This is a genomic window from Halioglobus japonicus, assembly GCF_001983995.1.
Lineage (GTDB): Bacteria > Pseudomonadota > Gammaproteobacteria > Pseudomonadales > Halieaceae > Halioglobus > Halioglobus japonicus.
Window position 1 is genome coordinate 1,639,540 of the sequence record NZ_CP019450.1, and the last position, 21,593, is coordinate 1,661,132.

The window sequence follows — 21,593 nt, forward strand, 5'->3', positions numbered from 1 at the left end:
TATGAATGCACTGGAAATACTTTGTAAGAGCGAACCGCGTGATTGGGAAAATCCCGCTGTGTTCGCGGTTAATCAGCTGGCGCCTCATGCGCCACTGTTTTCCTGGACGGATGAAACAGCGGCGAGGATCGGTGCTGACAGTCCGCGTGTAAGGTGTCTGGACGGGCAGTGGCAATTCAAGTTGTTTGCGTGCGCTGAGCAAGTGCCTGCGCAGTGGTTACACGAGGACGTGGCAGGAACCGATGAGATTACCGTGCCGGGCAACTGGCAGTTGCAGGGCCACGACCATCCCATCTACACCAATGTGAAGTACCCATTCCCCGTTGAGCCACCACAGGTACCCGCAGACAATCCGACCGGCTGCTACTCGCTAGACGTTAAGCTGGACGAGGCATGGCTCGATGACGGGCGAGTAACGCTACAGTTTGAAGGCGTTAATAGTGCATTCTATCTGGTTGTTAATGGCCAGCCTGTTGGCTACTCACAGGATAGCCGCCTGCCCGCTGAATTTGATATCAGCGGAGCACTTACTCCCGGTATGAATCGTATCGCCGTCATGGTCCTGCGCTGGTCTGACGGCAGCTACCTGGAAGATCAGGACATGTGGTGGCTGAGCGGTATCTTTCGCTCAGTGCGTTTGCTCCATAAGCCAGCCAGCTACCTGGCAGATTATCGGGTCACAACCAGCGATTGCCTGCAAACGGTGGCGCAGGTGGAGGTGCGAGCGAGTGTGCACGCAGATGCAGGCCATTCGCTACTGGCCCAGTTGTACGATGGCAGCACCGCTATTAGCGAAACGTTAGCCACCATCGACAGCGATATGGAGGGAGGCTGGTGCCACCTGTCCTTGCCTGTACAAGCGCCCCGCCTGTGGAGTGCAGAGTGCCCGAACCTGTACCGCTTGACGCTCAGCCTGCTCGATGACAATGGTCACGTGATTGATGTGGAGGCCACTGATGTGGGGCTGCGCGAAGTGGCGATTGCTGATGGCTTGCTCATGCTCAATGGTCAGCCACTGCTGATTCGTGGGGTGAACAAGCATGAGCACCATCCCGCGCTTGGCCATGCTGAGCCTCTGGCGCAGGTTGAGCAGCACCTTAAGTTGATGAAGCAGAATAACTTTAATGCGGTGCGCTGTTCTCACTACCCGCATCAGTCTGGGTTTTACGCGTTGTGTGATCGGCTGGGGCTGTACGTCGTAGACGAGGCAAACATCGAAACCCATGGGATGCAGCCCATGAATGCATTGGCCGAGGACACCGCCTGGACGGGCGCCTTCGTGGACCGCATGCAGCGCATGGTCGCGCGTGACTTCAATCATCCCAGTGTCATTATCTGGTCGCTGGGGAATGAGTCTGGCTACGGCGCAGCTCATGACAAGATGTACCAGTGGGTGCGCGCCGCCGATCCTTCCCGGCCGGTGCAATATGAAGGCGGCGGCGCAGATACACCGGTTACTGACATTATCTGCCCGATGTACGCACGCACCGACGAAGATTTCCTTTATCCGGGCGATACAGTGCCGGTGCCTTCGTTGATGACGCGGCTTGAACTTGATCATGAGCGCCCTGTGATTCTTTGTGAATATGCCCATGCCATGGGGAATTCACTGGGCAACTTCGGCGACTATTGGGATGCCTTCCGTGAGCAGCCCCGACTGCAGGGCGGCTTCATCTGGGACTGGGTGGATCAGGGGCTGGATAAGTATACCGACGCAGGGCGCCGTTTCTGGGCCTATGGTGGTGACTTCGGCGATACCATTAACGATCGCCAGTTCTGTATTAATGGCCTGGTGTTTCCTGATATGACGCCTCATCCGGCGCTGCAGGAAGCGCGTTATTGCCAGCAGCCGCTGCAGTTCGAATTACGTTCCGCACAGCCACTGCGCGTCCAGGTGAGTAGTGAGCACCTGTTCCGTAGCACCGACAACGAGCATCTCTACTGGGAAGTGGTTAGCGCAGACGAAGTGCTTGCGCACGGTGACCATGTGCTGCGTCTGGCACCCGGTGAGGTCAGCGAGATTAAGCTGCCCGTTGAGCTCCCTGACAACGGAGAGTCGATATGGCTTAACCTGCGCGTCGAACAGCCTCATGCCACCGCCTGGTCAGAGTCGCAGCACGTGGTGGCACAGGATCAGTTCGTGCTGCGCGACATGGCGTCTGCATCGCACTACGATGTGTCGGCTCAAGTATTTCTCGATCAGGGTGATCACTGGCGTATTCAGGCTGCTCGCAGTGAGTGGCGAATTGGCAAGACCAGTGGCCGCATCGAATCCTGGTTGGTCGATGGCGTGGAACAACTGGCGGTAGAGGTCGCGGACAATTTTGTGCGGGCGCCATTGGACAACGATATAGGCGTCAGTGAGGTGGACAGACCCGATCCGAATGCCTGGCAAGTGCGCTGGGACAATGCGGGCCTATGGGATCTGCAGCACTTGTGCCGTGACCTGGTTGTAGACCCGGAGCGGGGTTCCGTTACCAGCATGCATGACTATATGCACAACGGACGTACTGTATTGGCGACTGTCTGGGACATGCATTTCAGCGAGTCTGGGCAGGCGACACTGAGCATTGATGTGGAGGTCAGCGAAGATGCGCCGCCACTCCCTAGAGTCGGCCTGGCAATGGCACTTACCGCAGCCCCCCAGGTCATCGACTGGACCGGTCTCGGGCCCCATGAGAATTACCCGGATCGCCTGCGTGCCGCTCAAATGGGCCGGTGGCAGTTGCCACTGGAGCAAATGCACACGGACTATATTTTCCCTACCGACAACGGCTTGCGCTCCCATTGTCAGAATCTGCGGCTGGGTAACGTGCAGGCTCAGGGAGACTTCTATTTCAGCGTATCGCCTTATGGGCAGCGGCAGCTGCGTGAGGCAATGCATACCAGCGATTTGGAGCCTGCGGGTGTTGTCTATATCTATCTGGATGGTTTTCATATGGGTGTCGGTGGCGATGACTCCTGGTCGCCAAGTGTGAAGCCAGCGTATCGGCTGGACGGTAAGCGCTATCATTGGTCGTTAGAACTGAAGCAGGTGTAATCTGTGAGCAATAGCAACGAAATGGACGCGCAACAGAGCGACAGCGTCAGCCTCGGTACCAAGGTTTCGTATGGCCTGGGGGCGCTGGGCAAAGACTTCGCCTGCTCCATCATTTACATCTTCCTGATGTATTACTACACCGACGTGGCAGGTCTGTCGGCGGCGTTTGTTGGCACCTTGTTCCTGGTGGCCCGGGGAGTCGATGCGGTGACTGATCCGATGATGGGGCTGGTCGTCGACAACACTCGCAGTCGCTTTGGCAAGTTTCGTCCCTGGATTGTTATCGGCACGCTGGTCAATTCTTTTGCGCTGGTGGCGGTTTTCAGCACACATATGCTGACTGGCCCCTGGTTGTATGTGTATGCCGCGGTCACCTACATTTTATGGGGTGTGACCTACACCATTATGGATATTCCCTACTGGTCAATGGTCCCGGCCTTGTCCAGCAGTCGCCCCCAGCGCGAGCGTCTTGTGGTTTGGCCGCGCATTTTCGCGAGCATTGCCTGGATGTTAATGGGCGGGTATGGCCTCTGGGCCGTGGGTATCCTGGGCGGCGATAATAAGGGCGAAGGCTTCTTTTATCTCTCTCTGGCGATTGTTGTGTCGTTTGTCGCCAGCGCCCTGATTACGTTCTTCATGGTGAAAGAGAAATTCAGCGCTCCTGCGACCGCGGCCCGGTTTACGATGGCCGATGTGAAAAACATCATCATGAGTAACGACCAGCTCAAGGTACTTATCGGTGTTGTACTGACGTTCAATATCGCCATTCAGCTGATTGGCGGCTTCGCCATTTACTATTACACCTATGCCGTTGGTCGCGAAGATCTATATCCGACCTTCGCCCTGGCCTCCGGTGCCGCCGAGATAGCCGGTGTATTTGTCTTCCCCTGGCTGTGCCGGGTATTGCCGCGGCGGATCATGTGGCTGTTAGCGTGTGCGTTCCCTGTGCTGTGTTCGCTGGTGCTGCTGTTTACCGGCATCTTTTCACCGGAGAGCGCGCTGCTGGCTGCTATCGCGGGCGGGGTGCTCAAATTTGGCGGCGGCCTGTCCAACGGCCTGTCCACCGTCATGTTGGCTGATGTAGTGGACTACGGTGAATATCGTACCGGTCAGCGTTCAGAGAGCATTATTTTCTCGGTGCAGACAATGCTGGTGAAATTCGCCGGCGCTTTCTCCGGGTTCTTCATCGGTGTGGGTTTGTCGTTGGTGGGCTATATCCCGAACGTCGTGCAGTCTGAGGAAACTGTACTCGGATTGCGGTTTATGATGATTGGAACCCCCTTTATTCTCGTCATCCTGAGTGCGCTGATTTATCGCAGTTGGTATAAACTGCACGATCAGTTTCAGGAGCAGGTCATCGAGCACATTACAACCCGCAAGGGCGTGCCGGCTGAAGCCTGAGTTCGCACTTAGAATAAAGAGAAATTCATGACAACACTTATCGCCAGTTCTGTTGTCCGCGGCAGTCAGCAGGGCGACAGCCACGGCGGCGTTTACCTGGTTGATCTGGACGCGCAGCAGGTCGAGCAGGTGCTCGACTGGAATACAATGGATATTGACTGGCAAGGCCGCGGCGCTGATCGCGGCTTGCGAGGGATTGCCTTTCATGGCGACACCATCTTCATTGCTGCCAGCGATGAGCTAATGGCGTTCGATAGAAATTTCAGGCAGACCGGTGCATGGCGCAACCCCTATCTCAAGCACTGTCATGAAATTTCTGTGCACGAAGGGCAGGTGTTTCTCAGCTCAACCGGGTACGACTGCATTCTGGCGTTTGATACTGCCCGAGCTGAGTTTCACTGGGCTTTATACGTGGAAGACACGGGCTATCGTTATGAGGGCCGGGTGTTTGATCCGCGCTGTGGCGAAGGACCACTGCAGCTCAACAAGTTGCATTTAAACAGTGTCGTTGCCAATGCTGACGGACTGTATATCGCCGGCGTGAAAAGTGGGGGAATGCTGCACTTCAACGGCAAGAAAGTGAACCTCAGCGCCAGTCTGCCGGCGGGCACCCACAATGCACAGCCCTATGGCAATGGTGTGTTGTTCAACGATACGCAAGCCGATTTCGTGCGCTACGCCAGCCGTGTATCTGAGGAGGATCGCGCGTTCAAAGTGCCGATGATGGCTGAAGACCAGGTCACCGGTCAGGGTAAGGACGACAGCAAAGTCGCCCGCCCGGGGTTTGGGCGGGGCCTTTGCGTATTGGGTAATGGTCTGATAGCGGCAGGGGCTTCACCTTCGACACTGTCGGTGCACGATCTGAAGTCCGGTAAAACACTGCTCAGCGTGTCACTGTCCACCGACGTGCGAAACGCTATTCACGGGCTCGAAGTCTGGCCCTTCTCCTGAAGCAATCATCCTGACGCAGCACGTACCGACGGTGGCAGCGTGTCGATAATGTCTGCCATCGCTTCCTGCCACTCTCCCAGGTGTGATTCGTAGTTGCGCCACAGACCAAGTGCGCTGGTGTAAATGGGCTGCCTGACCTGTTCGGAGCTGGCGGTTTTTACCGCCCGGTCGGTCTCGTAGTAGCGCAGGCAGTTTTCCTCAAAGGGTAGTCCGCAATAATCCAGAATACGCCTGACTTGACCTTCGAGGTCTGTCACCGTGTCCTCATAATGGACATCGAGCACTTTACCTGGCAGTACTTCGTGCCAGTACTCCATAAGGTCGACATACCCCTGATAGAACTCGGCGAGTTCAAACATGTCGTAGGTAAAATGCTGGCCCTTGGCAAACAGCTGTTTGTAAACACCCAGGCAGCTGTCCATAGGGTGGCGTCGGGTATTGATGATGCGGGCATTGGGCAGGGTGAGTGCAATCCACCCGACATGAATAAAATTGTTGGGCATTTTGTCGATAAAATGGGGTGTACCCTGAACCCGATGGCGCTGCACCTGTTGCAGGTATTCCTTTCCATACGCTGTGAAATCACGCGACGTCAGCGCATCAACGGTGCCCGGATAAATCAGGCCGTCATGGCGGTACCGACCTGTGCCAGTGGCAATCGCAGCGAGATTGGGGAGCTCTGCGGTGCCTTCAACCAGGCTGTGGGACGCGAGAATCTGCTCAATCAAGGTAGAGCCAGAGCGCGGCATGCCTACAATGAAAATGGGTGATGGATCATCGCAACCAGCATCGGTATTGGCGGCGAAACGCGCTGCGCTGAATGCCTCGCGAAGTTTGCGAAGGTGCATGCCGTTTTCGACAGGGTCGTAGTCTACGCGTGGGCGCTGTAATTGATTGCCCGTGTGGTAGTGATGCCAGGCACGCTCGTAATCGCGTTGGTCTTCGTAGGCTTTGCCCAAGGCAAAGTGAAAGTTGACCCGACCTTGTTCCGAAACTTCTTCGGTGTTCAGCTGAGCCTCCATTGAAGTGACTTCCTCGGGCTTGAACTTGAATATTTTGAGGTTGGCCATGCTCCAATAGCTTTCACCCAGGCTGGGCTTGATGCGTACTGACTCGCGATACGCCGTCAGGGCGTCTTCTTGCTGGCCGATGGTCTTCAGCATATGTGCCAGGGCCATGTGAACCGAGGCGATGTCTGGATTAAGCTTGATTGACTCGCGATACGCCGCAACCGCGGCTTCGATTTCGCCGAGGTGGGCGCGGGCGCGCCCCAGGCCTGACCAGGCCTCGTCATTGTCAGGTTTGAGTGCGACCCAGCGCTCGTAGATTTCCGCCGCCTCCTCTGTTTTGCCGTTCTCGATAAGAATCCGACCCAGATTGCCCAGCGCCTGGTGAAAGTCCGGGGCGATGCCAATAGCGCGGCGCAGCAGGGCTTCAGCGTCGTCGAGCTGGCGGCCCTCACCGTGATAGACCATGGCCAGGAAACGCATTGCGTCTACATTGTCGGGATTGGAGCGCAGCGCTTTCTTGAGTGTGTCTTCGGCCTCGGTCATACGTCCGGCGCGCCAATGTTCAGCGCCGGTAGCCACGAGTGCGGCGTCCGCATTGTGATCGAGAAACCCTTCCATGGCCTCATCGATCTCATTGTGACGTCCTGTTGCCTGCAGGGCCTGGGCCAGTTTCTTGTGTGCAGAGCTGAGCCCCGGATCAATCTGTACCGCGCGCTTGAGAGCATCGATAGCAGCGTGATGATCACCTTGCATGCCGCGTATGCTGCCGAGGTCCTCGTACAGGGGGGCAAAGTCCGGCGCGATTTTTATGGCCATCTCCAGTTGTTCCAGCGCCTGGGTTAGCGCGCTTTGGCGAACCAGGATGCGGGCCAATAGTTGCAGGTGTGGAACAGAACCCGGGCTCTCGATTAGATAGTTACGGCACAGGGTTTCGGCAGTGCCAATATCCCCATTGCGCAGGGCGGCGACCACGGCACTGATGGATTGCTGTTCAGGAGCTGGTGATTGTGGCATGAAAAACGGCTTTTTTTACGGAGTAACAGGAGAGTACCCGCGACAGACCAATGCTCGCAAGCGTAGAATGAGCGTCGCAAAATAAGTCTGCGAAAGGATAGAACAATGGGTGCTTTCAATCGGGAAGATAATCCCCATCGCCGGCGTAATCCGCTAACCGGTGACTGGGTGTTGGTCTCTCCTCACCGCAGCAAACGTCCCTGGCAGGGACAGACTGAAGAGGCCGTGCCAAGCGAGGCGTCAACCTATGAAGAAAGCTGTTATTTGTGTCCCGGCAATCGTCGTGTCAATGGTGAGCAGAATCCGAACTATACCGGCCCCTGGGTATTCGATAACGACTTCGCGGCCCTGCAGGATACCGGGCTGACCGAACGCAGCGATGACCCGCTCATGGCAATGCAGGCGGTATCAGGTGTCAGCCGGGTGATCTGCTATTCAGAACGCCACGATCTTACGCTGCCTCAATTGCCCGTGAGCGGCGTGCAGGCGCTGGTTGATACTTGGTGCGAACAATGGGATGAATTGTCCAGGCAATACCGGTGGGTGCAGATCTTTGAAAACAAGGGAGCGATTAACGGCTGCTCGAACCCCCATCCACACGGCCAGATTTGGGCCAGTGACTTTATGCCCACATTGGTCGCGCGCGAAGATGAGCAGCAGGCGGATTATCTACAGAGGCATGGTTCCTCACTGCTGCTCGACTACGCCCACCGCGAGCTGGAACAGGGCGAGCGCGTGGTTTGCCAGAACGATGACTGGCTGGCGGTGGTTCCCTGGTGGGCAAGCTGGCCTTTTGAGACTTTACTCATGCCTTTGGCCCCGACGCCAGACCTGGCGGCTCTGAGCAATGAGCGCCGTGTATCGCTGGCAGGCATACTGCAAAACCTCACAATGCGCTACGACAATCTGTTCAAGTGTTCTTTTCCCTACAGTATGGGCTGGCATGGTGCGCCGGCGGGTGACACGCGAGGGTGCTGGCAGTTGCACGCCCATTTTTACCCGCCGTTGTTGCGCTCAGCGACAGTAAAGAAATTCATGGTGGGATATGAAATGCTCGCTGAAGTGCAGCGAGACCTCACACCTGAGCAGGCCGCTGCCAGGCTGCGTGACCAGCCTGGCAAACATTATCTGGAAAGCTAGCCCATGCAAGACCAAATCCTGTCGGCCTTCGAGTCGACATTCGGTGCCCGCCCTGCGGCGCTGGTGCGAGCCCCTGGCAGAGTCAATCTGATTGGCGAACACACCGATTACAACGCGGGCTATGTGCTGCCTTGTGCCATTTCCTATGAAACACTGGTGGCGATCAGCCCCCGGCAGGATTCACAGGTCAATGTGATTGCGCTGGACTGGGAGTTGCAGTGCGACACTTTTGATCTACAGCAGCCGATAGACCATCACCCACAGCAGCAGTGGAGTAATTATGTGCGTGGTGTCGCAGTGGAGCTGATCCGGCGCGACTACGCTTTGCGTGGCTGCGATATCGCCATCACCGGCAACGTGCCCCAGGGGGCTGGTTTGAGCTCATCCGCCGCGCTGGAGGTAGGCCTCGCCAAGGCTATGCTGATCGCCAGCGATCTCGATGCGCACCCCCTGGAGTTGGCGCTGATCGGGCAGGCTGCAGAGAATGACTTTGTCGGCTGTGCCTGCGGCATTATGGATCAACTGATCAGCGCTGCTGGCGTCAATGGGCAGGCGTTGCTGATCGATTGCCAGGACCTTGCCATCACATCGGTCCGCTTACCGGATTCCCTGCGCCTGGTCATGATTAATTCGAACGTGCAGCGCGGGCTGGTCGATAGTGAATACAACACGCGCCGAGAGCAGTGTGAAGCGGTAGCAGCGCACTTCGGCCTCAGCAGTCTGCGCCAGTTAGACCCCGCCCAGTTTGCGGCCAGGGCCTCTGAGCTGGAGCCCGTCGCCAGAAAGCGCGCCCAGCACGTACTCGAGGAAAATCAACGGGTGCTGGATACCGTTGCCGCATTGGAGCAGGGTGATCTGCCAAGGCTCGGGCAGTTGATGGCGGCCAGCCACGCCTCCATGCGTGATTTGTTTGAAATCACCACGCCGGAAATCGACCTGCTGGTCGAGACCCTGTCTGAGGTGGCGGGTGAGCGCGGTGGGGCGCGTATGACCGGCGGCGGTTTCGGTGGCTGTGTCGTTGCGCTACTGGCCGAAGACCTAGTTGATTCGGCGCTGCATGAGGTCAATAGGCGCTACTTTGCCGCCACTGGGCTTCGTGAGACGGTCTATCAGAGCGAACCCTGCGCCGGTGTTTCGGTTATTTTTACAGATTAACTGGCAATTTCTCGGCGCAGAAATTGATGGGTTATTTTTTCTAATGTATTCTGAAAAATTACTCGTTTGCGTCACGCCGGTGAGCAAACGTAACCTGAGCGTAGGTGAATAGAACACCTGCCAAATAACTATAAACACCGGAGAAACTCTATGGCGCGCAAGACCAACCCTCGCCACCCGAAGTCCGTCCCCTTTACTCGTCACCGCTTGTCGCAAAGTGTGGGCCAGATCGCCCGGGCCGGTTTGATCGCCGCAGTTGCAGGTGCACCTGTTGCTCAGGCACAGGAATCGATGCAGCTGGAGGAGGTGGTGGTCACCGCTACCAAGCGCTCGGCGAGTATGCAGGACGTGCCGATTAGCATCACCGCTCTGGGTCAAAGTGATCTCGATGACCTGAATATCACCAATTTCCAGGATTACGTGATGCAGTTGCCGTCGGTATCGTTCGCTCAGCGACGCCCGGGCCAGGCTAATCTATTCATGCGCGGCATCTCAGATGGCGGCAACGGTAACCAGTCACTGCAGGGACCCTCTGTTGCGATATACCTGAATGAGCAGCCGGTTACTGCCATTGGTTTCAACCTGGATGTGCATGTCTACGACGTCGAGCGCATCGAAGTGCTCATGGGGCCCCAGGGGACGCTGTACGGCGCAGCTTCCCAGGCGGGTAACCTGCGCATCATTACCAACAAACCTGACCCAGAGGCGTTTGACGCGGGCTTTGACCTCACCGCGGAAACGATTTCTGAGGGTGACAATGGCTATATGGCTGAGGGCTTTCTCAATATGCCTCTCGGTGATGCTGCCGCGTTGCGCCTGACGGCGTGGTGGGACGATGACGGCGGCTACATCGACGCCGTTCCCGATACGATTACCTATCCACTTAGCGGAATTACCCGGAGCAACGAGGGTTATGTTGAAGACGATTTCAACACCTCGGAAAAGCGGGGCCTGCGCGCGGCACTGCTCGTTGACCTAAATGATAGCTGGACGGCTACTGCCAGCGCCATGTATCAGGAGTTGGAGGCTGAGGGTGTCTGGGACCACGACCCAGAAGAATTTGATGATTTTGAGGTCGACCGCTTCTTCGATGATCGCCAGGAAGACGAGTGGGCGCAATTTGCATTGACCGTTGAGGGCGATCTGGGTTTTGCCGATCTGACCTATGCGGGTTCGTATCTGGATCGCGACTTTGATACTTACAACGACTATTCGCACTATTCCATTGATGGTGCTGTAGAGGCATATTACACCTGTTACGTTTCTTACTTTGGCCCTTGTGTGGACCCGAGTATTCAGTATTCTAACCACTCTGAGCTGACCTTCCAGACGCACGAGCTGCGCTTGGCCTCGCAGGGTGATCGGGTCGATTGGATTGTCGGTACGTTCTACTCCGAGCAGGAGACTGCCTTTGATAGTCGCTGGTCTGTGCCTACGATCAACCCCGGCGCAGCGGTAGAGGATGATCTCTACTTCCAGACCGACCAGGTGCGGGAGGACTCGGAAGTTTCGGTCTTCGGTGAACTCACATATCGATTTACAGAGGACTTCTCTGCCACAGTTGGCTATCGCTACTTTGATGGCGAAACCACGTTGGAGGGCTTTGTAGGAACCGTGTGGTGGCCTAATTGCTGCTATACGTTCTCTGATACACGCCCACCGGATAACGTCGACAGCAAAGCTTCCTACGATGACGGTACTGCTAAGCTGAGCTTGAGTTACGATGTCTCTGAAGATGTCATGGTGTACGCCACCTATGCAGAAGGCTATCGCGCGGGTGGTGCAAACCGTTCGCCGGGTGTCGGTGAAACATACGACCCCGACTTCCTGGATAGTTATGAATTGGGCTTTAAGAGCACCTTGCTGGATGGCCGCTGGCGTTTGAATGGCGCCGCCTACTTTATGGAGTGGGACGATATCCAGTTGGGCTTCTTCAACCCGGACATCTCGCTGCTGGGCCTGGTGGATAATGTTGGTACGGCAGAGAGCCTTGGCTTTGAGTTCGATACTACGTTCCTCGCCACCGAAAATCTTGAGTTGTCTCTGGCCTACGCCTACAATCAGGCGGAGCTGACGGAAGATTATTTTGCCAACGATAGCTCAACAACGCCGGACGCCGAAGACGGGCAGGATTTGCCGTTTACGCCTGACAATAAGTACACCGCGACCGCGCGTTACAGCTTCGATATGTTCAGCATGCCTTCCTCGGTGCAGCTGAACTACGCGTATACCGATGAGATGTACAACGATTTGTTCCTCGCTAATCGCGAGAAGATGGATGACTATGGCCTGTTGAATGCAAGCCTGCGCGTGGAAGGTGATGGCTGGCACGCTACGCTCTTCGGTGAAAACCTCACTGATGAAGTGGCGGAGCTGTATATCAACAGCGTCGATATCCAGCGCCTGGTTACCGTCAACAAGCCGCGTACCATTGGCGTTAGCTTCGGTATGCGCTTCGACTAACAGGCCAGGCCTGACCGAGAAGCCGCCGGTAGCATCACCGGCGGTTTTTTTTTCTGCGCTGCCCCCATAGACTGGCGTCTTACCTGAGTTCGCGAGTATCCGAGTGAAGATCGAAACTGATAAACAAAGCCTGCCAGAGCCATTGCGAGCCGCAACAGCGCATATCGTGGCGGGCGAACTGGCCAAAGCCGAGGCGATTCTGCGCCCTTATGTGCACGATAATCCGGTGGATGTGAACGGCATTCGCATGCTGGGTGAAGTGGGGCTGTCGCTCGGTGCACTGCGCGATGCAGAGCGGCTGCTTGCCCGCGCCGTAGAGCTGGCGCCAGATTACGACGCGGCTCGATTTGCCTGGGCGAATGCGTTGTACAAACGTCATCGCTATGCCGACGCGCTTGTGCAGCTGGATCAGCTGCTGGCCAAAGAGCCAGATCATGCTGCCTGGATTACGCTCAAGGCAGCGAATCTGGTGGAAATTAATGAGCACGACCAGGCGATTCCGCTATTTGAAAAAATCATTGAGCTTCATCCGGATCACCGCCAGGCTCACTTGAGCTATGGGCATGCCCTGCGCGCGGTTGGCCGGGTTGATGAGTGCATCGTGGCCTATGAGCGTTGTATCGAGCTCGATGGCGGTGTGGGCGAGGCCTACTGGAGCCTGGCCAATCTCAAAACCTACCGTTTCACCGATGCGCAAATTGAACACATTGAATCACTGTTGCAGAACAAGCAGTGTCCTTTCCGCGACTACTACCACCTGTTGTTCTCTCTGGGCAAAGCCCGCGAGGACCGCAAGGACTACCGTGCGGCCATGGCCGCCTATGTAAAAGGCAACCAGGTGCGTGGTCGCAATGTGCCCTGGGATGGTCGTGCGTTTCACGATGAATGTCTGCGGCTGCGTGAGTTTTTTACGCCTGAGCGTTTCGCTGCGCACCAGGGGCAGGGCTGTGAGGCGCCTGATCCCATTTTTGTGGTGGGATTACCCCGGGCCGGCTCGACCCTGATCGAGCAGATCTTGGCCAGCCACTCACAGGTGGAAGGTACGGCGGAACTGGCAGATATGATGGCCCTGGCGCGCAAAATCGCAGCCAAGCAGCGGCGCGACGATCCTTCCCGTTATCCGGAGGCGCTTGCGGAATCGAGTGCTGATCAGCTGGCGCAGATGGGGCAGGGCTACATCGATAATACCGCCGTGCAGCGCGTCACCGATGCGCCTTACTTTATCGACAAGATGCCAAACAATTTTGTCCACGTGGGTCTGATTCAGCTGGTGCTGCCAAACGCGCGCATCATTGATGCTCGTCGCCATCCTATGGATTGCTGTTTCAGCGGCTTTAAACAGCTGTTCGCCTCCGGTCAGGGGTTTACCTACGGACAGCAACGCATCGGCCAGTACTATCGCGAGTATGTTGAACTGATGGATCACTGGGATGCGGTGCTCCCCGGGCGGGTGCTGCGCGTCCAGTATGAGGAGATGGTCGCGGATACCGAAAACCAGGTGCGTCGCTTACTCGATTATTGCGGCCTGCCTTTTGAAGAGGCCTGCCTGAATTTCCATGACAACACCCGCACCGTGCGCACCGCAAGTTCCGAGCAGGTGCGACAGCCAATCAATCGCAGCGGCATGGATCGCTGGAGGCCTTTTGAGGAATGGCTGGATCCACTGAAGGAGGCGCTTGGGCCTGTGCTGGAACGTTATCCCTTGGAGAGCTGAGGCAGGTTGGGGTCGCTCTCCACTTCGCTGATCAGCCACTGACGCAGCGCCTCCAGTTTGGCGGTGTCGCGCTTTTCGGTGCGGCAGGCGAGATACCAGCGATTGGTATTGGGCATGCGCAGTTCGGGAAATAGCTCCACTAGGTCGCCGGTTTCCAGCTCGCCTTCCAGGTAGGGTTGTTGTCCCAGAGCAATGCCAATCCCCTGAACGGCGCTCGATAAGGCCACATCGTAGCTCTCCAGTTGCAGGCCCGAATCGGGTGCCACACCCGTTACCTCGTTGCCCTCCAGCCACACGTGCCAGTCACCCGCCGAGGGGTACACCTGCAGAATCGGATGGTTCGCCAGTTCCTGAGGAGTGTTGATCGGGCCGTGTTTTTCCAGATAGCCGGGGCTGCATACGGGGAATAGTTCGCAGTCGAACAGGTAGTCGTAGTGCAGGTTGCTGTCGGAGGGGTGGCCCACCATGATCGCGGCATCAATATCCTCCTGGGCGAAGTTAACATCGGCCTGTGAGGTATGGAGCCTGACCTGAATGTTCGGGTTCGCTTCCTGAAAGCGCGGCAGGCGCGGTAACAGCCAGCGCATGGTAAACGTGGAATACACATGCAGTGTTAGCACTGACACTGAGGTTTCTTCCAGCAGCATCTGGGTGCCTTCCCAGATGCTGTCGAAGGCATTGCGCAGAATAGGATAGAGCAGCTTGCCTTTGCGGGTGAGTTCCACCGCCCGGGTGCGCCGGGTAAACAGTGACGTCGACAGGTATTCTTCCAGGGCTTTGATCTGGTGGCTGACCGCAGATTGGGATACCGCCAATTCCTCTGCGGCCTCCTTGAAACTCTGGTGTCGGGCGGCGGCTTCGAACGCGCGCAGCGCATTCAGGGGCGGTAATTTGCGTCGCTGCTGGAATCCTGACATAACACTCTCAAATTAGATTTTTTCGGGTGTAGTTCGTTGCCGACAGCATACACGAAAGCTTTATGATGAAAAATGATGAGTATAATTCATGTATGCATGGAATATATTCATTTGCCCGACGGCGGGTCGGCTGCGAGCATGAGCGCACTATCGGAGCCGAGTTTCGGCCACAGGAAGAAAATAAGAATGAGTGAAAAGCGAGTAGCCCTGGTGACAGCCGGTGCGTCCGGTATCGGGCGTGCAATCGCCGAGTGTCTGTTGGCTGATGGCGCCAGTGTTCATATTTGCGATCTTGATGAGGCTGCGCTTGCCGCTTGCCGTGAAGAGCTGGCCGATGTGACCACCAGCTGTTGTGATGTGGCGGATGCGAGCCAGGTAGAGGGTTTGTTTGCGGACATCAGGCAGCACTACGACCGTCTGGACATACTGGTGAACAACGTGGGTATTGCTGGCCCTACCGCGGCCGTGGAGGATATCGCTCCGGGGGATTGGGATCGCACCATCGCCGTGGATCTTAACAGCGCCTTTTACGTGACTCGTCTTGCGGCGCCGTTGCTGAAACAAAGTCGCGGCAGTATTGTGAACATGGCCTCGAATGCGGCCTTGTTTGGCTTCCCGCTGCGCTCGGCGTACACCGCCGCAAAATGGGGCCTGATCGGCCTGACGAAAACCTGGGCTATGGAACTTGGCCCGGACGGCGTTAACGTCAATGCCCTGTGCCCTGGCAGCGTTAGTGGCCCGCGCATTGAAAATGTCATCAACAAAGACGCCGCCGAGCGCGGTGTCAGCCCCGACGAGATACGGCACGTTTATCAGCGCCAGAGTTCAATGCGCCTGTTTGTGGAGGCCAGCGATATTGCCGAAACCGTGCGCTTTCTCTGCTCACCGGCCGGCCACTCCATTTCCGGCCAGGCTATGGGCATTGATGGCCACACTGAAGGTCTTTCCAACTGGTTGGACTAAACCGATTTCTGTAAGGAGTTACCACTATGAAAGCAGCCTGGTTTGAAAGCTTTGGCTCGGCGCAAGATGCATTGATCTTGGGCGACCAACCCACCCCGCAACCCGCCCCCGGCGAGGTTTTGGTGCGTTTGCACACCACGGGGGTCAACCCATCTGACGTCAAGAAGCGCGCTGGCGCGTTTCCCAATCTGCTCGATGGTGGGCTGGTGATTCCCCATAGCGATGGTGCAGGTGTGATCGAAGCCGTGGGCGAAGGCGTAGACGCAAGCCGGATCGGTGAACGCGTATTCGTCTACCAGGCGCAGTACGGGCGACGTCTGGGCACAGCTGCAGAATATGTTGCACTGGATGCTGCCCTGGCACCGAAGCTTCCCGACGAGGCGTCGTTTGAGGTGGGAGCGTGTATCGGTATTCCGATGATGACCGCGCACCGTTGTGTGTTTGCCGACGGTGACGTGAATGGGCAGACCATTCTCGTGACCGGCGGCGCCGGCCGTGTTGGCTATTACGCCATTCAATGGGCTGCCCAGGCGGGTGCCCGGGTAATCGCCACAGCCAGTAACGATGCCGATGCGGCCCTGTGTCGTGACATGGGTGCCAGCGAGGTGGTCAACCACCGCGAAGAAAACTGGGGCGAGCAGGTGGTCGCTGCCAATGGCGGCGAGAAGGTCGACCGCGTGGTTGAAGTCGAGTTCGGGGTTAACCTGCCCGAAGTGCTTAAATGTGTGCGCATTGGAGCAACTATTGCGACTTATTCATCCACCGTGGTGCCCGAACCCAGCCTGCCGTTCCGCGACATGATGTTTATGGACCTGACGCTGCGCATGGTGATTGTGTACGCCATGCCCGAGCAGGCCAAAGAGGATGCCATTCGCGATACCTCTGAGGCCCTGGCCGCCGGTCGTCTCCAGCACCGCATCGCGCACAGTGTGCCGTTCGCTGAGATGGCGCGCTCCCACGAGTTGATCGAGCAGGGAGGCTTCGGCGGTTGTGTCGTGGTACGCATCAACGACTGATGCGTAAATGTCTGTCATTGCTGGCGTTGTTAGGTGGACTGGCATCGCCAGTAGTGGCTGCACCTGTACCGGAACTGGTGCTGGGCGAAGCCCGGTTTCAGGGCGTTAGTGCGCAACAGGGTGCGGTAGATGCGTTTCTCGGGCTGCCTTTCGCCCAGCCACCGGTAGGTGAACTGCGCTGGCAATCTCCCCGTCCTCCTGAATACCCCGTCGGCAAGCTAGCGGCGGATGCCTTTGCACCTGCTTGTTTTCAGGGCGATCACATTACCAATTGGTATCGCGGTGTGGTTGAGGGTTTTGGTGGCAACCCCGACGAGGTAATGGCACCGGCGGTAAGTGAGGATTGCCTCTACCTGAACGTATGGCGGCCCGCCGAGCGCGGCGACGAGACGCTGCCGGTCATTGTGTATGTGCACGGCGGCAGCAACGCCGGCGGCTGGTCTTACGAGCCCAACTATTTCGGCCATGAGTTGGCGTCCCGCGGTGCTGTTGTCATTACGGTTGCCTACCGTTTGGGGCCCTTTGGTTTCTTTGCCCACCCGGAGCTGGCGAATAGCAACTTCGGCCTGCAGGATATTGTGGCAGCCCTACGCTGGGTGCGCACCTGGGCACCCGAGCTTGGCGCTGACAGTAAGCGGGTCACGGTAATGGGTGAATCGGCAGGTGCGTCGAATATCTCTATGTTGCTGGTGATGCCTGAGGCGAACTTGTTGTTTCAGCGGCTGATACACCAGAGCGCTGGTTGGGCCATCCGCGAACTGCCCAGTCTGGAGACCGGTCAGCAGCAGGGGCTTGCATTACAGCAGGCGGCCAATGTCGAGGATCTGGCGGGGCTGCGTGCGCTGCCGGCGTCGCAGCTGGACACGCTGGCGAAAGCGGTTTACGCCGACAGCGGTTTCGATCCTGTGGCCGGTGATACGGTCGTGCCACTGCCGTTATCCGATCAACTGGCTGCGGACAAGTTACCGGCCATTGACCTGCTCATTGGCAGCAACGCGGATGAATGGAAAATCTATCTGTCAGCGGACGAGACGCTCGATACCTGGCTGCAGCAAAACCTGCCCGAGCCATTGCACGATCGCGCTCGCGCTGCCGTCGAGGGGTTAGATGAGGCGCAGGCTCTCGACCGGCTGATTACCGCCGGTGTTTATGTGTGTCCTTCTATGGACCTCGCAGAGGGATTGGCAGAGGTCGGTGCCAATACCTGGGTTTACTATTTCTCGCGGGTACGGCCGGGGCACAAGGCCGAGGGTATGGGCGCTTATCACGGCGCCGAGTTGCCCTATGTATTTAATACGCATGACAGCTGGCTGCCGACGGCGGCGGAAGATCGCGCGCTAACGAGCGCCATGATGGACTACTGGATGAACTTCGCTCGCAGCGGGAATCCCAACGGCGATGACAAGCCCTCATGGCCTGCGTTCAAGCCCATTGCAGGGCAGGTCATGCAGCTTGATACCCAAATCTCGGCAATAGCCCACCCCAGTGCGTCACTTTGCGGCATACTGAAAGAAAAAGACGCCGCGGAGGGCGCATGACAGACGCAAGCAAGGGAAGTATCGACCGCTGGGCCTTTGGGGCAACGCTGTTCACGATCGCCATACTGGTGGTGCCCATGTGGGTCGCGCCGCAACAGGCTGGCGTATTGATTCAGGCAGCGTATGACAGCCTTACCGAGAACCTGGGCTTTCTGTATCAGTGGTACGGGGTCGCGGTACTGGTATTTCTGCTTTATCTCGCCTTCGGGCGCTTTGGCAAAGTTCGCCTCGGCGAGGCGGATAGTCGGCCCGAGTTCAGTACCCTCAGCTGGGTGGCCATGCTCTTCAGTACTGGTATTGGCGCCGGTTTACTCTACTGGGCGGTCATTGAGTGGGGCTATTATATTGATACGCCGCCCTTTGGTGTTGAGGCGCGCAGTGCTGAGGCCGTAGAGTGGGCGGCGAGTTATGGCTTGTTTCACTGGGGCTTCAGTGCCTGGGGTTTTTATTGCCTGCCGGCATTGGCCATTGCGTACCCTTTTTACGTGCGCAAAATTCCCTACCTGCGGTTGTCCACCGGTTGCCTGCATTTTCTGCCGGGGGGCGTGACCAGTAAACGCGGCCGCCTGCTCGACTTCTTCTTCATGATTAACCTGATTGGTGGCACGGGTACGTCGCTGGGTTTGTCCTCGCCGATGATTGCCGCCAGTTTGGCTGAACTGCTGGGTGTCTCCCATGACTTCGTGCTTGAAGCGCTTGTTGTTGTGCTTTGTATTGGCGTGTTCGGTACCAGTGCTTATCTGGGCCTCGAGCGCGGCATCAAGAAGCTGTCAGATTTCAATTTCTGGCTGGCGATGACACTGTTGTTTTTTGTACTGGCGGTGGGACCGACGCTGTTCATTCTCAAGATGGGTACGAACGGTATCGGTCTGATGGTGCAGAACTTCGTGCGCATGGCGACCTGGACCGACCCGGTAGAAAACACCCGCTTTGTCGAAGACTGGACCATATTCTACTGGGCATGGTGGATTGCCTACGCACCTTTCGTGGGTATCTTTGTGACGCGTATTTCCTACGGCCGCACAATTCGCGAAGTCATTGGTGGCATGCTCGCGTTCGGTAGTGCAGGGGCCTGGCTGTTCTTTATCGTATTCGGCAACTACGCCATGCATCTGGACCTGAACAATCTGGTACCGGTCACCACATTGATGAGTGAGGAAAGCGCTGCAGTGGCCATTGTTGCGGTATTCAGCAGTCTGCCGCTGGGCACTCTGGCCCTGGCCGTTTTTGTTGTCGTGGCGGTGGTGTTTCTGGCCACTACTTATGACTCGGCGTCCTATGCGTTGGCGTCCGTGTCCACCATGGAACTGCACGCGGGCGAAAACCCCGCGCGTGGCTTGCGGATGTTCTGGGCCTGCGCCCTGGGTGTACTCCCCATAACACTGATGTTTGTCGATGGCGGGCTCAAGGTGATTCTCTCCACCACCATTGTAGTGTCGGTGCCGTTACTGGCAGTGGGATACATGATGGCGCGCTCCCTGATGGTGCAACTGCATCAGGATCATCCCGCTTAGCGGAGCATGAGCTGGCCCTGGCTCACCAGGGCCTGTTGGCCATCGGGAAGTTGTGCGAGCACATCGGTGTTCGCAATCAGCGCCACGGGAATCGCCGGCAGATCGATCATGCTGGCCGCGAGCACGGCGGCAACGGCGGTGGGGTCGCTGTAGGCGAGCACAATGGCGGCGGGGCCCCTTCCGGCAGCGAGACATTCCAGCAGTGCGCCGGGAGCCGCAGTACTGCCGCGCGGCGCGGGTAGCACCAGAATGCGCGAACCCACGCAGGCGCCACGCTGTGGGTGTTGGTTATCGACGATCATGCCTGACGTCGGTTCTAGCCCGCCCCAGAAGCTCAGTCCCTGTGAGAGCACCATGAGCCTGCCCTCAGCGCTGCCATCGACTAACATGTCCAATGCAATACCTAAAGCCATGGGCTGTCCCCCAGGCGTTGTAAGTGTCCGCTGCTGGCCGTGGCCAGGCAGTCATTCAGGTCACCCAGAACCGTGGCGATATTCAGGTTGCCTGAGCCGTAGTAAGCCCACTTGGCGGAATCGGTCAGAACCGTCCCTTGCGGGTTGGGAATCACACCGCGATAGTAACTGCAGGCATCGACCACCAGGGTTACGCCGCGCGTTGCCAGCTCACCGGCCAATAACTCACTGTGTAACTGATCGCGGTTGTAACGCGAGGTGGTAACAAATACAGGAATGGTCGCCCTGGTATCCGTTGCAATCATGCGCTTTGTCAGGGCGCGGAGCTGGTCCAGGGAATAGTGTGGTGTGCCCAGGCAAACCGCATTCACCGTTTGCGTGGGCGTACCCTGATAGGGCGCCGCTGTGGTGTGCAACTGTTCAGTCGTCAGCTGCACGCTGTGCAGGTGCGACACCGGGTATTGGTCCGCCTCGGGTGTAACGCCGGCAACGTGAAACAGGGAAATGGCCCCCGCGCTTGCGGCAGCGGCACCCAGCCCGCGCAGGTAGTCCTCGCTTGGCTTAATGCTTAGCCCCCGCAACAGCGGCACCTCGGTACCAAAGTGCTGGCCCAGCCATAAGCCGATGAGTTCTCCCGCTAGCGGTGTACGCCAGGTTTCATCCGGGAGCGCACTGCAGTCGATAATGCAGGTAGGTTGACGCATGTCGTCCAGGTAGAGGCCGTACTCGGGTATGCGCCCGGTCAGTGCCGCGCAGAGATCGAGGTACTGCACGGTCTTGTTGGTGCGCGCACCCAGCACCGAATTGGCGAATACTACGGCGTTGGATTCCGCCCAGGCCAGTGTGTCGCCTAGCATTGGTCGACCCGGTAGTTGGTAGGGCGCACAGGTGAGTTGCGCATCGCAGCCCATGGCCCGATATAGTTCAACCACACTCGCCGCTGCTTCGCGGTCACAGGGTGGGCTGGGCGAGTCGTGTGCGAGGCAGGCGGAGCTGGCATTGAGTGTTGTGGGGACTCTGACCCGGGCGCCGTCTTCAACGAGCCGCCGCAAGAATGTCAGGTCAGCCTCGCCGCTGTAGTAGGGGCCGACCAGGTGACAGTGGTTAACGTCGATGAGGCGCCTTGCCTGAAGCGCTTTGGCGGTTTGCACCACGAACTGCATGGCCCTTGCCGTTGCGCTTCCCCAGCGACCATCAAGGCAGTCGCGATCGTAACTGGAAAGCGCAATATCCTGTGTGCGTAGGGCGAGAGGCATGGCCGGATCGTTCCAAACAGATAATCTAGCCAGTCTAGCAGTGGGCGGCTGTTCTAAGCGTTATTACGCGTGCTTCTGTAGATGATGA

The 21,593-nt window shown here is 57.5% G+C and carries 15 protein-coding genes; 11 read left to right on the forward strand and 4 right to left on the reverse strand.

Features of this window, described 5'->3' with window-relative positions:
- The first annotated feature begins 1 nt into the window (after position 1).
- Genes BST95_RS07815 through BST95_RS07825 form a run of 3 tightly spaced genes read left to right on the forward strand, consistent with a single transcriptional unit; the run spans position 2 to position 5,392 of the window.
- Positions 2-3,040: a beta-galactosidase gene (locus BST95_RS07815; protein WP_084198802.1), complete on the forward strand. Its 3,039-nt coding sequence runs from the start codon at positions 2-4 to the stop codon at positions 3,038-3,040.
- 3 nt (positions 3,041-3,043) lie between these two features.
- On the forward strand, positions 3,044-4,441 hold the full coding sequence (gene melB / locus BST95_RS07820) for a melibiose:sodium transporter MelB (RefSeq protein ID WP_205737351.1): 1,398 nt from the start codon (positions 3,044-3,046) through the stop codon (positions 4,439-4,441).
- Between the two features lie 27 nt (positions 4,442-4,468).
- On the forward strand, positions 4,469-5,392 hold the full coding sequence (locus tag BST95_RS07825) for a hypothetical protein (RefSeq protein WP_084198803.1): 924 nt from the start codon (positions 4,469-4,471) through the stop codon (positions 5,390-5,392).
- Between the two features lie 5 nt (positions 5,393-5,397).
- Here BST95_RS07825 and BST95_RS07830 read toward each other — a convergent pair whose 3' ends face one another.
- Positions 5,398-7,416 (reverse strand): tetratricopeptide repeat-containing sulfotransferase family protein, encoded by a 2,019-nt coding sequence (locus BST95_RS07830; RefSeq protein WP_084198804.1) that lies wholly within the window; start codon positions 7,414-7,416, stop codon positions 5,398-5,400.
- A gap of 105 nt (positions 7,417-7,521) precedes the next feature.
- Between BST95_RS07830 and BST95_RS07835 the strand changes: the two genes are divergently transcribed.
- The 4 genes from BST95_RS07835 to BST95_RS07850 all read left to right on the forward strand — a co-directional run bounded on the left by BST95_RS07835 (position 7,522) and on the right by BST95_RS07850 (position 13,888).
- Positions 7,522-8,556, forward strand: coding sequence for a UDP-glucose--hexose-1-phosphate uridylyltransferase (locus tag BST95_RS07835; protein WP_084198805.1), 1,035 nt, complete (start codon positions 7,522-7,524; stop codon positions 8,554-8,556).
- 3 nt (positions 8,557-8,559) lie between these two features.
- Positions 8,560-9,711 carry a galactokinase gene (gene galK / locus BST95_RS07840; RefSeq protein ID WP_084198806.1) on the forward strand — a complete coding sequence of 384 codons (1,152 nt, stop codon included), beginning with the start codon at positions 8,560-8,562 and terminating at the stop codon, positions 9,709-9,711.
- A 150-nt stretch (positions 9,712-9,861) separates the two neighbouring features.
- Positions 9,862-12,174 (forward strand): TonB-dependent receptor, encoded by a 2,313-nt coding sequence (locus BST95_RS07845; protein WP_084198807.1) that lies wholly within the window; start codon positions 9,862-9,864, stop codon positions 12,172-12,174.
- Positions 12,175-12,277: 103 nt separating this feature from the next.
- A complete protein-coding gene (locus tag BST95_RS07850; protein WP_229801677.1) occupies positions 12,278-13,888 on the forward strand; it encodes a tetratricopeptide repeat-containing sulfotransferase family protein in 1,611 nt (536 codons plus the stop codon).
- Here the strand turns inward: BST95_RS07850 and gcvA are convergent.
- Positions 13,870-14,805: a transcriptional regulator GcvA gene (gcvA, locus tag BST95_RS07855; RefSeq protein ID WP_084198808.1), complete on the reverse strand. Its 936-nt coding sequence runs from the start codon at positions 14,803-14,805 to the stop codon at positions 13,870-13,872. The two genes, BST95_RS07850 and gcvA, sit on opposite strands and share 19 nt — an antisense overlap.
- A gap of 186 nt (positions 14,806-14,991) precedes the next feature.
- Here gcvA and BST95_RS07860 point away from each other — a divergent pair, with 186 nt between their 5' ends.
- From BST95_RS07860 to BST95_RS07875, 4 genes are read left to right on the forward strand one after another with little or no spacing between them, the layout of a single operon-like run.
- Positions 14,992-15,768: an SDR family oxidoreductase gene (locus tag BST95_RS07860; protein ID WP_229801675.1), complete on the forward strand. Its 777-nt coding sequence runs from the start codon at positions 14,992-14,994 to the stop codon at positions 15,766-15,768.
- 26 nt (positions 15,769-15,794) lie between these two features.
- On the forward strand, positions 15,795-16,784 hold the full coding sequence (locus BST95_RS07865) for an NADPH:quinone reductase (protein ID WP_084198809.1): 990 nt from the start codon (positions 15,795-15,797) through the stop codon (positions 16,782-16,784).
- Positions 16,784-18,322, forward strand: coding sequence for a carboxylesterase/lipase family protein (locus tag BST95_RS07870; RefSeq protein WP_084198810.1), 1,539 nt, complete (start codon positions 16,784-16,786; stop codon positions 18,320-18,322). Before BST95_RS07865 ends, BST95_RS07870 begins: the two co-directional genes overlap by 1 nt.
- Positions 18,319-19,836 carry a BCCT family transporter gene (locus tag BST95_RS07875; RefSeq protein ID WP_084198811.1) on the forward strand — a complete coding sequence of 506 codons (1,518 nt, stop codon included), beginning with the start codon at positions 18,319-18,321 and terminating at the stop codon, positions 19,834-19,836. Before BST95_RS07870 ends, BST95_RS07875 begins: the two co-directional genes overlap by 4 nt.
- Here BST95_RS07875 and BST95_RS07880 read toward each other — a convergent pair.
- Positions 19,833-20,249, reverse strand: coding sequence for an aconitase X swivel domain-containing protein (locus tag BST95_RS07880; protein ID WP_084198812.1), 417 nt, complete (start codon positions 20,247-20,249; stop codon positions 19,833-19,835). The two genes, BST95_RS07875 and BST95_RS07880, sit on opposite strands and share 4 nt — an antisense overlap.
- Complete coding sequence (locus BST95_RS07885; protein WP_084198813.1) at positions 20,240-21,505, reverse strand: aconitase X; 1,266 nt, start codon at positions 21,503-21,505, stop codon at positions 20,240-20,242. The genes BST95_RS07880 and BST95_RS07885 overlap by 10 nt, the downstream gene beginning before the upstream one ends.
- Positions 21,506-21,593: the final 88 nt, after the last annotated feature.